Consider the following 13,521-nt stretch of genomic DNA (forward strand, 5'->3'; position numbering starts at 1 on the left):
GGGAGAGGGAGACATCATGTCCGGCAAGCAGAGCATCGACAGCCCGCACGAGCGGCGCACCTTCAAGGACCACGGGCATCTGGACGTGGTCACCCTCGGCGAGTTCACCCTCGGCCGCGCGGTCTTCGAGCCCGGCTGGCGCTGGTCCGAGGACGTCAAGCCGCTGGCCGGCACCGACTCGTGCCAGACCCACCACACCGGTCTGTGCCTCTCAGGTCAGATGACCGTCCGGTTCAACGACGGCCAGGAGCTCGACCTGGGGCCCGGCGACGTGGTCGACATCGACCCCGGCCACGACGCGTGGACGGTCGGCGACGAGGCGTGCGTGATTCTCGACACCGGTATCGCCGGCTACGCCAAGCCCACGAGCTGATGAGCCTGTATCGGCGCGGGGTGCTGCCGCGCGTGATCAACTGTGCCTGTGGCGCCAAGTCGGCGTACCCGAGTCGTCGTCGTGTCTGTGCCGGCCTGTCTGGCGAGGTGATCGAGATCGGCTTCGGGTCCGGGCACAATGTCCCGTTCTACCCGGAAACGGTCACTCGGGTCGCGGCGGCCGAGCCGGCGGATCTGGCGTGGAAGCTCGCCACCAAGCGGGTGACGGCCAGCAGCGTGCCGGTGGAACGATCGGGCCTCGACGGGCAGGCGCTCCCCTTCCCCGACGACAGCTTCGACGCCGCGCTGTCGACCTGGACCATGTGCACGATCCCCGATCTCGACGCTGCGCTGCTGGAGCTCCGGCGGGTACTGCGGCCTGGTGGCAAACTGCATTTCCTCGAGCACGGGTATGCGCCGGACGAGTCGGTACTGCGGTGGCAGCGCAGGCTGGAGCCGACGAACAAGCGGTTGTTCGGCGGGTGTCACCTGACGCGGAGGATCGGTGACGCCGTGACAGCGGCCGGTTTCGACATCGTCGAGATCGAGCAGTTCTACGAGAAGGGGGCGCCACGGCCGATGGCAGCGCTCAACCTCGGGATCGCCGTCACAGCTTGAACATGTCGTTGCCGAAGGCCTGCTGATGGAGGTGGTTGCAGTAGAGCTTGTTCGGCTCGGGTTTGGCCGCCTCGTTCTCGTCCAGCCCGGCCTGTTTGGCCGCCTCACGGATCTTGGTCAGCGTGTCCCGCCACGGTGGGTAGACCTTGTCCCGGAGGTTGCTGAAGGCACCTTCCATGTCGATCACACTCGGCTTGCCGAACCAGTCGTCGCGCCGGGCGAGCTCCTTCTGGATGATCCAGAACTGCGCGCCCTGCGCGGCCTCGAACCCGGTCAGCGCCTGTTTGTGCCCGTCGATCGCCACCTTCGCGGTCGCCTTGGCCACCTCGGCGGTCTCCTGGTCGGATTGCTCCTTGGTCGGCGGGCCCATGGTCGCCAGCGCATCCGGACCACCGGTCGCGACGCGTTGGTTGATCAGGTAGGCGCGGCCGGCCAGCGCCCGCCGCCGATCCGACAGCCGGACCATCATCTCGCCGAACGCACCTTCGCTGAACTCGTTCTTCTTCGCCAGCATGTCGGTCGCGAGCTTGTCGAGTTTGGTCGTCGTCGTGGTGACGAGTTCGAGCGCGTCCTTGTTCTTCCCGGTGCCTTCCAGCGCGAGGACCGGCGCCACTGAGTCGTCCTCGACCAGCTTCGCGAAGACCGCCTTCTCGGCACTCAACTCCCCCGGCCATTCGTACACCGCGCCGCCGTCAGTCCGCCCGACACCGCGCACGATCGAGGCCAGGTACGTCGGTGCGTCGTCGACCCCGTCGCCGTAATGCGCGATCAGTCGGGCGATCTGCTTGTGATCGTTGCCGGCGGCCACGATTCGCGACCGTAGTCCCATCCAGCCGGACCGGTCCCGCGGTCGCGCGACCGGCCGTCCCCAGCCGACCGGGTCCTGGGCCGCGCCGAAGATCCGGTCGAAGTCGGAGTCGGCCAGCTTCATGCCGATCACCTCGGTCTTCTCCTCGGCCGGTTTCGAGGCGCCGGTCACCAACCCGACGGTCGAGGCGATCGGGCTCTTCTTGAAACTTTCGGCGTACTTCGTGGCAGTCGCGCCGAGGTCGGTGTCGGACGTCGTCCGGCTCAGGTCGCCGGTCGCCGAGCCGCCCGGGTCGATCGTCGTACTGACCGCCGTCTTCTCGCTGTGCCCGACCTTGACCAGGCCCGCGACATCGAGCTCAGCGCCACCGCCGGCCTTACCCGTGTTGGTCTCGGTCGTTCCCTTCGCGTCCTTGGTGGTCGTCGTCTCGAACCCGCTGGCGTTGGAGAAACTGAGGTTGACGCCGCCGACACCCGCGGTCGTGGTCTGACTGCCTTCAGTACCAGTGGTCGCTGTGTCGCTCGCGATCAGCTTCGGGTGCTCGGCGCCGTACGCGCGCAGAGCGGCGATCGACATCCGGCCCGAGATCTCCGCGAAGTGCTGCGCGTACGCCGGATCTGTCCGGTCCAGCTCGAAGGTCACGGAGTCGGCGTGCTTGTCGGTCTTCGTCCCGCTGACCCCCATCGACGCGGCGCCCGACGACGCCGAGGCGGAGCCCGTCACGCTCTCGCTGTCCGTCTCCGCGGTCGTGATGCCGATCTTGTCGCCCTTGCGGGACAGGCTGCGCTTGAGGCTCTTGCTCGCCTTGCCGGACAGGCCGCCTTTGGCGCCGAACCCACCGCCGCTCGCGCCGGCCTCACCACCACCCTCGACGCTGCCGCCCACCTCGAACGACGCGCTGCCGCCGTCGTCCAGCTGCGACGCGGCCTCGGGCGACAGAGCAGAGTTCAGCCCGGTCATCAGGGCCTTGGCGGCGTCCAGCTTGCCGTCGGCAACCAGCTTGATGATCTGCAACTCCTTCTCGGAGCCGGTCTTGTTGTCGACCGCGCCGAGATAGCGCTTGGTCTGTTCCTCGGGGTAGATGTGAACGAAGGTCGCCGTACCGGAGATGCTGCCGCTGAGGGATCCACCCATGTTGCCCTTGGCACCGGTTGTGGCCGACTCCTTCTCCTGACTCTCGGTGGCACCGAGTTTGCCGCCGAGGTTGATCGTCATCGTGATCTGGTAGCGCAGCGGCTCGCCCTCGACCTTGGCGACATCGAGCAGGAACTTGCCGTCCAGGCCGGAAGTTCTGGAGGACTTGACGCCGTCCTTCTCGGTGCTTGTCGACTTACCGATGTTGCCGGTGGCACCGACTCCATCCGGCCCGGCGAGCAGGCCGCCACCCTTGCTGGTCTTGGTTTCCTGACCATCCGTGGTGGTCGAACTGCTCGAGCTCACGCCGAGCTGACCGCCGCCGCGGCTGACCCCGAAGGTGTCCTTCCGCGTCGTCTTGTCGTCCTTCACCTCGGCGCTCTTCGTGTACCCGCCAGTGCCGAGGGACTGCGACGTCGTCGTACTGCTCGAGGTCGTGACACCGGCCGCGGTCGTCGACGAACTCCCGGACTGTTCGCCCCAGGTCCCGGTGATGCCGCCGGGACCGATCGCGAGACCGCTCGTCTTCGAGTTGCTGGTCGCGTTCAGGGTGCCTTCGGCGGTCTTGCTGAGCGTTGCCGTGCTGTCGGTGGTCTTGGTGGACCAGCCGGAGGTGTCGATCGTGCTCGTCGTCGAGTGACTGCGAGTCGTCGAGACTCCGTTGGTGACGTCGGTCTCGACCCAGCCGGGCTTCTTGGTGACGATGCCGTCCGGGCCCAGCTGGGTGCTGCCCTCGGTGGTCTCGTTCTGCTGGGGCACATAGGCTTTGGTACCGCGGCGGACCATCATGTCGTTGAGTGGGCCGAGGCCGATCGAGGCGTCGTCGAGCATCAGCAGGTCTTGGTTCGTGACGGACAGGTCCTTGAAGAGCTGATCCCGGCGCGCAGCCAGGGCGGTTCGGTCCGCGATGCCCTTCTCGGTGATCTCGCCGGCCGCCTCAAGTTCTTCGAGCCGCAGGAGCGCCGCGTTGTGGGTGTCGTAGTCGAGCTGCAGAACCTTGCGTTCATCCATCAACTTGCCGCGAAACGCCTCTGCCTGCAGGCGGGTCTCGACGAACGCCTGGTTCCCGGTGCCTGGATCCGCGGCCGGTCCTTCCGGACCGGCTGGCCGGGACACCGGTCCGGCGGGCGCGTCCGCGTAGTCGTTCTCCATCAGCGCGCTCCCGGTGGCAGCCGGCCGAGCTTGGTGTACTCGTGCTCGATTGCGGTCAGCAGATCGTCGAGCGTGACCGCGCGCGCTCCCGCCGCGGCGTAGTACGCCGCCGTCACCGCAGCCGAGCGGATGTCGCCGCCGGACAGTTCGAAGTGGGCTGCGGCTGTGAGGTCGAGGGAGGGGTCTCGGGGAACATTGCGGCCCAGACAGCGATCCCAGAGAAGTACGCGTTCGGCTTCTTCGGGTTGGGGAAAGTGGATGATCAGGTCGAGCCGGCGGCTGAACGCTTCGTCCAGGTTGGCGCGCAGGTTCGTGGTCAGGATCGCGAGACCGTCGAAACTCTCCATCCGCTGCAGGAGGTAGGCGACTTCCACGTTCGCGTAGCGGTCGCGGGCGTCCGAGACTTCCGAGCGCTTGCCGAAGATCGCGTCGGCCTCGTCGAACAGCAGTACGCCGTTCACTCCGGTCGCCTCGGTGAACACGCGCTCGAGATTCTTCTCGGTCTCACCGATGTACTTGTCGATCACGGTCGCCAGGTCGACGACGTACAGGTCGACGCCGAGTTCGGCCGCGATCACCTCGGCCGAGAGTGTCTTGCCGGTTCCGGATTCGCCGGTGAACAACGCCGAGACGCCGGCCCCGCGGCCGCCGCCGGGCCGCATGCCCCAGCCACGAATCACCTGCTCGCGATGACGCGCGCGGATCGCGAGTTCCCGCAGCCGGGCGAGCTGTTCCTCGGGCAGGACAAGATCGTTCCAGGAGACGGCCGGCTGGATCCGGCGGGCGAGTCGCTCCAGCCCTGCGCCGTTCTGCGAGCGCGCTCCGGCCCGCAGTACGTCGCCAGTGACTAGAACCCCGTCGACTTCGGCGCGCGTGGTCGCGGCCTCGGCGGTGCGGACGATCTGGTCGACGCCGAGCCGGAAGGTGTTCGTCTCCGCCGCCGCATCCAGGCCGGGTGATGCCGTGGGCAACAAAGCGTGCCAGAGCGTGCCGCGCTGCGATTCGGTCAGCAGCGGCGGGTCGAGCGTCGCCGGTACCACCGACGCCCAGGCCGGATCCCAGGTCGGGACACCGGTGAGCACGGTGTGAACGGGGACCACGGCGAGTGCCCGCAGTACGTCGATCGGCGCCGACTCGACCGGTCCGGCGAGGATCCCGGCGGAACGGAGGCGAGCCTGGCGGGCCGCCGTACGGGCGAAGACGATCGGGTCGGTGTCCTTCAACAACTTGGTCAGATCGAGAGCCAGGACACCGAGATCGAGTTTGGAGAACGCGGCCGCGGCCAAGCCTGGGCCTGCGCTTCCGGGTCGCTCGCGCAGGTAGACGGGACGGCCGGGTTGGAGGCCGCGCACGATCCGATCCTCCAGTTCGCCGTACACGATCAGCGGCGGTGGGACGGTCACGTCGAGCAACATCGGTTCGGTCGCATAGCCGCCGACCAGGTATGCCGTGACCGGGTCGGGGACGCGCAAGGCCCGGCCGAGGAACGGTCTGGACGGGGACTCGATCTCGATCAGCCCACCGGCCATCAGCGGTGCGGACACGTCGAATCGCCCACGAGCCAAGGGATCCGCGGCCGGTACGCCGAGCAGGTCGAACACCAGGCGGGCCGTCGCCCGACGCTGCGACACGTCGTCGTTCAAGTAGCCGTACAGCTGCTCGAATCGCGCATCGAGGTCGGGCGCGATGACAGTCAGCAGGATCTCGGTGTCGAGCTCGGTCAGCCCGAAGGCGTGGACGAGCCGGCGCAACCGCGGTATCGACCCGTCGACTTCGGCCGCGTCCGCCTCGGCCTCGATGACGGCCAACCGCTCGGTGAGATCCGGCGGCGCGGTCGGTCGGCCATCCAGGATCCCGTCGATCACCGCCGGGCTCAGGTAGAGCCCGCGAAACGCGTCATCCGGCGCTGGATCGGTACGGCGGCGCAATTCGACCAGGACGCGGACCCGATCCTCGACCAGGCTCAGTCGCCCGAGCAGGTGCCGCAAGTGCGAGCTCATCCGCGCGGAGCCCGCTTGCGGCCGACCGGCTTCTCAGATCGCTGGGGAGCGCTCTCTGCGGCGTTCTCGGGCGTGTCCTTGTCCGACATCGCGACCCGCAGCGGCTCGTCGATCGCCGGCCCGGCATCCCGCGAGCGCCCAGCCTCGATCGGCAGCGACAGCACCACATCGATCGACGGCCGCAACTCCCCACCGAGCGCGGACCAAACATCCGCGAACGACCGGTCATCCTCCGGCGGCAGCCCCACCGACAACCCCACCGGCGAAGGTGCCTCCGGCAACAACTCCGGCGGCACCAGATCATGTACCAGCAACGTATCCAGCAACTGCCCCAGCAGCCGATGCTCATCCTCAGCCCGCTGCCCCCACACGCTCAACAAATAGAACAGCCGAAAGATCCGCGGCGGCGTCTGCCGCGCAACCACCCGCCCGTCATCCCCCAGCCGCGGTACCAACCCACTCGACCGACGCCGCGTATCCTCGCGAATGTCGTACAGGAACAGGTTCACCGCCGGCCCGTTCCGCTTCGCCGCCCACTCCTTCGTCGGCGCATCGAACACCACCTGCACCCGCGACGCGTCAAGCAGCTCGCGGCGCAACAACGCGGCAAGGGCGGCATCGGCTTCGGAAATCACCCGCCCAAGGTATGGTCGGAACAACCACGACGGCAGGTGCGCCCGCGCCGTACCGAGGACCCTCCAGGCTGCCCCTTCAGGCACATTGCGCACTAGGGCAGACCGCACTGCCCCCCAAGTCGCACGTCACGCTCTGCCGCTCCCCCGCCGCACCGAGTTTGCTGGACGGCGTGAGCCGTATCCCGCGTGTCCCGACCGCCATCATCACCGCCGCAGCCCTGCTGACGGCGAGCCTCGCCGTGCTGACTTTGAACCGGGGCGCGTCCGCCGCCGAGGGGGACCCGCCGATCGTCCACCCGGTCTCGTACCCGGCCGGCCAGAGCCCGTCGTACCGCTCGAGTGTGAGCAGTGACGGGCGAATGGTCGCGTTCGAGGCGGCCGATGGTGAGACGCCGAGCATCTGGCTCAACGATCTGAACGACCCGATGAAAACCACGCGACTGCCCCACCTCCAGGACATGACCGCGGTGATGCCGTCGATGTCGGGAGACGCCGGCCTGATCGCGTTCGCCGGTGGCTTGTTCGGCAGTGTCCACGGGGGCCTGGTCGCCGACGCGCAGCTGTACGCGCTGAATCGCCGGACGCCGGACAACACGCGGCTCACGCAGGTCACCGGGAACGCCAATGACCTGCCGTACCAGCGCGTCCTTGCCTGCCTAATCGACGGCGGCTACACCGTCTGCCCGCCGAAGCTTTCCCGGGACGGCACCACGCTGGTCGCGCCGATCCGGCAGTCCGTCGAATCGACCGACCTCGAGCTGACGATCAACGGCCTGCCCGCCCGGACCAGCGCCGGGTTCTATCCGGTGATGGACTTCTGGGCGTTCGACACCTCGGGCGAATCCACGGTGACGCTCAAGAACCGCAGCCAGCAGCCGATCGTGTACCCCGACACCGGACCGGTGATCGAGGGCGACCCACAGTTCACGATCGCCTCGAACACCTGTGCGGCAACCCTGCCGGCCAACGCGTCCTGCTCGGTCACAGTCAAGTACACCGGCGGCCCTGACTGCACCGTCGAATCAACTGGTGTGCTGCGGTTCAAGTCGGCCGCCGCAGCCGGCCAGACCGCGATCGCGATGACCGCCGGTGGAGAGTGCCCGCGACTCGCCGCCTTCCCGCCGCAGGCCGCGGCGGCGACGCCCAGCTGCACCGGCCCCAGCGAGTTCGGCCTGTCCAACGCCGCCGAGCCGCAACCAACCGATGCCGCCCACCCGCATCCGTGGTCCTCCCTCGGGCAGGTGACCGCGGGCAGACTCGGCGGTGCGCGGATGACCATCACCAACTCGATGTCCGTGCCACTCGTGCCGAATCTCAGCTCCAAGGGCTGCCAGATGAAGCTCGTGCTGCCAGAGGGCACCGAGGAGTACGCCTGCAAGCCCGGGCAGCCGGTGGCTCCGCAGACCAGTTGCACGGCGTACGTCGAGTACACCTTCCCCGACGTCGCGCCGTTCTCCGCGAGCATCCACCTCGGTGACACCGTCTACCGGATCGGCGGTCACTCCGCCCGCAACGCGATCGCTGCCTGGCGTGATCCTGGTGCTTCGGGCGCCTTCGGAGCAGGGCAGATCGTCAGCGTGACCGGCGCGAACGGTGCGGTGCTGGAGAGCGGCACCGACCCGACCGTGTCAGCCGACGGCCGCTGGGTCGGTTTCGTCTCCACGGATCCGTACGGGCGTGCCGCGGACGCCCTCCCGAAGTACTCGGAGCAGGTCTACCTGCACGACACCGACGCCGCCGGCGACCGGAGCTACCGGCCGGGCGAGACCACCCTGGTCTCGCTGAACGCCAACGGCCGCCAGGAGGCCAGCGGGACCGAGCCGTCGGTCTCCGACGACGGTACCCGGGTCGCCTTCCGGGGCGCGTCGCACGACGATATCTCCGACCAGGTCTGGGTCCGCGACGTGGTGGCGAAGAAATCCGTCCTCGCCTCGGCCGATACCAACGGCCAGACGTCCGACGACGGGGCCTCCGGTCCCGAGCTGTCCGGCGACGGTTACACGTTGTTCTACCTGTCCGGCTCCGACGACCTCGGCGCCGGTCCCCTGCCCGGCAACCGGGTGATCGCCCGCGATCTCACCAAGGACTTCAGCGGCGGCCGCGGCGTGAACGAGCTGATCTCGCCGCGCTCGTCCGGGACCGGCACTGCCGCCGGCGACCGGTTCATCACGATCAACCAGAACGGAACCCGGGCGACCTTCGCAAGCGTCGACCGGGTGGACGAGTACAACGACGCCGACGAGGAGTCGGATGTGTTCTGGTCGCAGCGGCGTAGTTATGCGACGGGCGCGCCGGACCCCGTCGACCTCGGCACGGCCAAGGTCGGTACGTCGGCCGGGCCGGTGCCGTTCACGGTCACGAACACCAGCAACACACCGATCAAGTTCCGCGCACCCAGGTTTGCCAACGAGGAGTTCGCTGCTGCCAGTGACCAGTGTGTCGAGGTCACCATTCGCCCGGGGCAGAGTTGCGCGTTCCTGATCAAGTTCACGCCGCGAGCGATCGGCGTTCGTAAGGGAACGGTCGACCTGTTCGATGTGAGCGGCGGCGTGGGTCCCTGGATCATCACCGACCTGACCGGTCGGGGCAGTAGTGATGCGCGGATGCCTGGTGAGACCAAGCATGTGTCGACCAATCGGCTTGAGCATTTGGATCCGGCGGTGAACGACAGCGGGCAGTTCGTTGCCTATCGGTCCCGGTGGAGTACCGGCGATCAGCAGTACACCGAGATCAATGTGCGCAACCAGGCCGGCGCCGAGATCCGCAAGGTGGGCGATCACCGCGAGGTCGGACCGCCGACTATCTCGGCGGACGGGACCCGGGTCGCCTACGAGGCGCGGGACAACTCGGACGAGCAGGTGTTCGTCGCGCATGCCTCGGGTGAGCAGCAGGTCACGGGAACGACGTCGGATCTGCGGTACCAGCGGCCGTGTGCCATGGGAACGATGAGCCGGGACTGCCGGCCGGATATCTCCGGTGACGGCAAGACGGTGGCGTTCGCGTCTCACCTCGATCCACTGGCCGGGAGTGGCATCTCGCTGAAGCTGCAGGAGCAGGATGATTCGCTGCACGATGTTCGCGGGCTGATCGACATGGGCAGAGGTGGGCTCAAGCAGTTGCAGGTCAGGTCCGGCTATGCGATCCACTTCGCCGGCAAGGCGAGCGTCGACAGCGGCTCCGGCTTCTGGGTCGACGGGACGACCTGCGACGGCGACCTGGCCGCCAACGGCACCTGCACGGTCGACATCAGGTACGACGCCTGCGCCGGCCCGGGCATCGGCGTACTGAGACTGAACGGGGCGACCCCGCAGGGTCAGGCCGCGATCGCGCTCGTTGCCAACGGCACCTGTGTCAAGATCAGGAACCAGCCGAAGGTGCGAGCAGCCGCGGAGTGCACGCCGATCCCGGCACCCGACTTCTACCCGGCGCCTTCGACAGAGACGACGTCCGCGGGTAACACCGTGGCCGACGGCGAGCGCGTGTCCATCGGCGCCGTGAAGTACGTCGCCGCCACGGTTCTCGTCCAGGAGACCGTCCAGGACCTCAAGTTCGTGTCCGGCTGCGACTTCGCCATGGTCACCCCGACCGGCCCGCCGCCGGACCGGCCACGCCCGTGCGTTGACGGCGAGCGGCTGCCGGCCGGAACCGCCTGTACGGCGTACGTCGGCTACCGCCCGAGTTCGGTGAACCCGGTGGCGGCGTCGCTGAACATCCAGAACGCGATCCGGTTCACCGGGGCGGGCATCCAGGACGTCGTACTGACTCGAACCGACACTGCCGGTGACGGGACCTTCGCCGGTGCGCCGGAGATTGTCAGCAAGGACGGCGCCGGTGCGGCGGTGCTCGGGTTCGAGCCTTCGGTGTCGGCCGACGGCCGGTACGTCGCGTTCGTCGGCGTCGACGGCCTCGACCAGCCGGGGACGGCGACCGTGCAGGTGTACCGGCGGGATCGGACCGCAGGCACCACCGAACTCGCCTCGAAGCTTGCCGACGGCAACATCGGTACCGACGACGCGCAGTACCCGTCGATCTCGGCCTCCGGTGACCGGGTCGCCTTCGAGACCCAAGGGATCAGCGATCCGGAGGGGTCGGCCCGCAAGACGAAGGCCGCGCGGGCGGACGGGCCGCCGCACCCGAGCCGGATCTGGGTGCGGGACCTGTCCAGCGGGAAGAGCGTGCTGGCGTCGTCCGCGGCCGGCAAGCCGGGCGAGGACGGTGACGGCTGGAGTCACGAACCGTCGCTCTCGGACGACGGAACGACCGTCGGGTTCGCCTCGATGGCCACCGACCTGGTCGAGCAACCTGGCAACGACAAGCAGGGCGTCTACGTCCGCTATCTCGACCCGGACTTCGCCGGAGCGGCCGCGAGTGAGCGGTTCACCGAGCGGGTGTCGGTGAATGAGGAAGGCGCCGTGGTCGAGGAGGGCGTCAGCAGATCGCCGTCGCTGAGCGGCGACGGGGCGTTCACAGCCTTCGAGTCGACCTCCGACCTGGTCGCCGGGACGGCTGACGACGGGCTGTACGACATCTTCACCCGACGGCGTTTCGCGCAACTGGTGGCGACGCCGGCGAGTGCTGACTTTGGCGCCGTACAGGTTGGGAAGTCGTCCAGTGCGCGCGAGATGGTGGTGAAGAACGTCGGGTATGGACCGGCCGCTGCGGGTCCGGCGGTTGCCTCGGCGCCGTTCGTTGCTGGGGGCAACCTATGTACGCAGACGCTGCGCCGGGGGCAGAGCTGCACGATTGACGCGCGGTTCGCGCCGACGGCTGCTGGGCCGGCTACCGGGACGTTGACGTTGCCGAGCAAGCAGGGGTATCTGGCTGGGCCTTCGGTTGCGGTTGGGCTGGCTGGTACCGGTACGCCGGTTCCGCCGGCGGCTCGGTTCGTGGTTACGCCGGCGTCGCTGACGTTCCCGGCGGTTGAGGTTGGGAAGGCTTCGTCGCCGCAGCCGGTGAAGTTGCAGAACACCGGCGATGTACCGCTGAACGTGGCGGCCAAGGTGAATGGGACCGGCGACTTCGGTGTCGAGCTCGGCTCTTGTACGACGGTGATGCCGGGGACGACGTGCGACGTACCGGTGACGTTCACGCCGCGGGTCGCGGGGACGCGGACGGGCAGCGTGGTGTTCACCCCGACGTCCGCGGACCCGACGGTCGCGAGCCCGGCGGCGGTGACGGTCGGGTTGAGTGGGGCCGGGACGCCGGGGGCGGCGGTCGCGTCGATGACGGGGGCGCCGCAGGCGGTGGTGTTTGGACCGCAGATTCTGACGGTGCCTAGTGCGGCGAAGTCGGTTGTGGTCACCAACACGGGTACCGTGCCGCTGCGGCTGGCCGGCGTTTCGTCGGTGGCCGACTTCAAGTCGGCCGTGACCTGCATTGGGCTGCTGCAACCGGGTAAGACGTGTGTGATCGCCGTACAGTTCGTGCCTCAGCTCTTGGGCGCGCGAGCTGGTGTGGTCACCGTGTCCGCGACGGCGACTGGTGCGGTTGCGCCGTTCCCGGTGCCGGTGAAGGTTTCGGGTACGACGTTGACGCCGACTCTGCTCGTGGAGCCGCCGGTGGCGCGGCCGGGGCAGATCGTGATTGCGACCGGGACCAACTTCCCGCCGGGGCGGCCCGCCGTACTGGGGTGGGATGTCGGTCTGGGCGGGCAGCCTGCGGTGGCGGACAAGACCGGGAAGTTCGTGGCTCCGGTGCTCGTGTATCGGCGGGATGTGTTGGGGCAGCGGGTGATGACGGCGACCGTGCCGGGGCTGGTGTCCTCGTCCGGGAGGCCGTTGCCGGTGAAGAGTCAGCCCGTTCTGGTGATGCCGCTCAGCTACCAGCCGCCGAACTTCGTGCTCCGCTGGTGAACGCCGTACTCCTCCTGCTCCGCCGGTTCACGCCGGCGGGGCAGGGCTTCGGGACAAAAAGAACCGGCCCTCGCTTGTGCGAGGGCCGGCGGGTAGTAGTTGGTGGATCAGATGAGGCCCTCACGCAGCGCGTAAGCGACAGCGTGCGAGCGGTTCTTCAGCTGCAGACGGCTGGTCACGTCGTGGAGGACGTTCTTCACCGTCCGCTCGGAGTACGACAGCTCCCGGGCGATCTCCTGGGTGTCTTTGCCGTCGGCCACCAGGCGCAGTACCTGCGTCTCGCGGTCGGACAGCCCCGTGTGGGAGAGCCCACGCGGTGCCAGCACGTGCCGCTGCATGCGCGACACCTGCCCGAGCAGCCGGCCCAGCAGATCTGCCGGCAGGCTCCCGTCGCCCGCGGCGGCGGTCTGCAGCAGGTGCACGATGCGGTCGGCCGTCGCCTCGGTCCGCCTCAGGACCCCGGACACCCCCAGCTCGACCGCGGTCATCAGCGCGTCGTCGTCGATCGTGCTGCCAATGAGCACGGTACGGCGGCAGCCCCGCTGTGTTGCCGACCGGAGAACCTGGACCGCACCCGCGTCCAGCGCATCCACTGCGATCAGCGCGACCACTGGCGGGGCGGTTCGCTGATCCTGCTGCGCCTGCAGTGCCGTCAGTTCGGCGTCACTGATCAGGGCGATCTCCGGCCGTTGCCTGAGTGCGTGCACCAACCCGAACTGCGAGAGCGGGTCCAGCGCCTTCACCCAAACCGGAATACGTTGTTGCGTCGTCATGCTTGTCACTCCCCCAGAGCGTTGATGAACGGAACGGATCGAATCCGTAGTCACACGAACCCCCAAAATCGTCGATTCCGATCGTGCCCTTGCACCTTCAGCCAGCCTTAAGAGCCGGTGACGGCCGGTATCACGACCCAACGCCTAGCGTGAAGCACCGGCATTTCACCGGCGTCT

Annotated in this window: 7 protein-coding genes; 3 read left to right on the plus strand and 4 right to left on the minus strand. The window is 68.3% G+C overall.

Annotated elements, in window-relative coordinates; all coding sequences use genetic code 11:
- Positions 1-16 precede the first annotated feature (16 nt).
- The gene (locus ACFTSF_RS22445) at positions 17-373 is read left to right on the plus strand and encodes a cupin domain-containing protein (RefSeq protein WP_380155636.1); all 357 of its coding nucleotides are present in this window, start codon (positions 17-19) and stop codon (positions 371-373) included.
- The gene (locus ACFTSF_RS22450) at positions 373-990 is read left to right on the plus strand and encodes a class I SAM-dependent methyltransferase (protein WP_380155637.1); all 618 of its coding nucleotides are present in this window, start codon (positions 373-375) and stop codon (positions 988-990) included. Before ACFTSF_RS22445 ends, ACFTSF_RS22450 begins: the two co-directional genes overlap by 1 nt.
- Here the strand turns inward: ACFTSF_RS22450 and ACFTSF_RS22455 are convergent.
- The 3 genes from ACFTSF_RS22455 to ACFTSF_RS22465 are packed head-to-tail and all read right to left on the minus strand — an operon-like array spanning position 980 to position 6,719.
- On the minus strand, positions 980-4,084 hold the full coding sequence (locus ACFTSF_RS22455; RefSeq protein ID WP_380155638.1) for a hypothetical protein: 3,105 nt from the start codon (positions 4,082-4,084) through the stop codon (positions 980-982). The two genes, ACFTSF_RS22450 and ACFTSF_RS22455, sit on opposite strands and share 11 nt — an antisense overlap.
- Positions 4,084-6,084 (minus strand): ATP-binding protein, encoded by a 2,001-nt coding sequence (locus ACFTSF_RS22460; RefSeq protein WP_380155639.1) that lies wholly within the window; start codon positions 6,082-6,084, stop codon positions 4,084-4,086. The genes ACFTSF_RS22455 and ACFTSF_RS22460 overlap by 1 nt, the downstream gene beginning before the upstream one ends.
- Positions 6,081-6,719 carry a DUF4255 domain-containing protein gene (locus ACFTSF_RS22465; protein WP_380155640.1) on the minus strand — a complete coding sequence of 213 codons (639 nt, stop codon included), beginning with the start codon at positions 6,717-6,719 and terminating at the stop codon, positions 6,081-6,083. Before ACFTSF_RS22465 ends, ACFTSF_RS22460 begins: the two co-directional genes overlap by 4 nt.
- Before the next feature lie 170 nt (positions 6,720-6,889).
- On the opposite strand from ACFTSF_RS22465, the gene ACFTSF_RS22470 reads away from it, so the two are divergent.
- Complete coding sequence (locus ACFTSF_RS22470; RefSeq protein WP_380155641.1) at positions 6,890-12,571, plus strand: choice-of-anchor D domain-containing protein; 5,682 nt, start codon at positions 6,890-6,892, stop codon at positions 12,569-12,571.
- 107 nt (positions 12,572-12,678) lie between these two features.
- Here the strand turns inward: ACFTSF_RS22470 and ACFTSF_RS22475 are convergent, their stop codons facing one another.
- Positions 12,679-13,344 (minus strand): response regulator transcription factor, encoded by a 666-nt coding sequence (locus tag ACFTSF_RS22475; protein ID WP_344146331.1) that lies wholly within the window; start codon positions 13,342-13,344, stop codon positions 12,679-12,681.
- Positions 13,345-13,521 lie beyond the last annotated feature (177 nt).

Origin of the sequence: Kribbella sp. NPDC056951 (genome assembly GCF_042674205.1) — a bacterium.
GTDB lineage: Bacteria > Actinomycetota > Actinomycetes > Propionibacteriales > Kribbellaceae > Kribbella > Kribbella yunnanensis.

Coding starts and splice junctions, on each gene's coding strand:
- ACFTSF_RS22460 (WP_380155639.1), bottom strand. CDS start 6,084: ATGAGCTCGCACTTGCGGCACCTGCTCGGGCGACTGAGCCTGGTCGAG.
- ACFTSF_RS22475 (WP_344146331.1), bottom strand. CDS start 13,344: ATGACGACGCAACAACGTATTCCGGTTTGGGTGAAGGCGCTGGACCCG.
- ACFTSF_RS22450 (WP_380155637.1), top strand. CDS start 373: ATGAGCCTGTATCGGCGCGGGGTGCTGCCGCGCGTGATCAACTGTGCC.
- ACFTSF_RS22445 (WP_380155636.1), top strand. CDS start 17: ATGTCCGGCAAGCAGAGCATCGACAGCCCGCACGAGCGGCGCACCTTC.
- ACFTSF_RS22455 (WP_380155638.1), bottom strand. CDS start 4,084: ATGGAGAACGACTACGCGGACGCGCCCGCCGGACCGGTGTCCCGGCCA.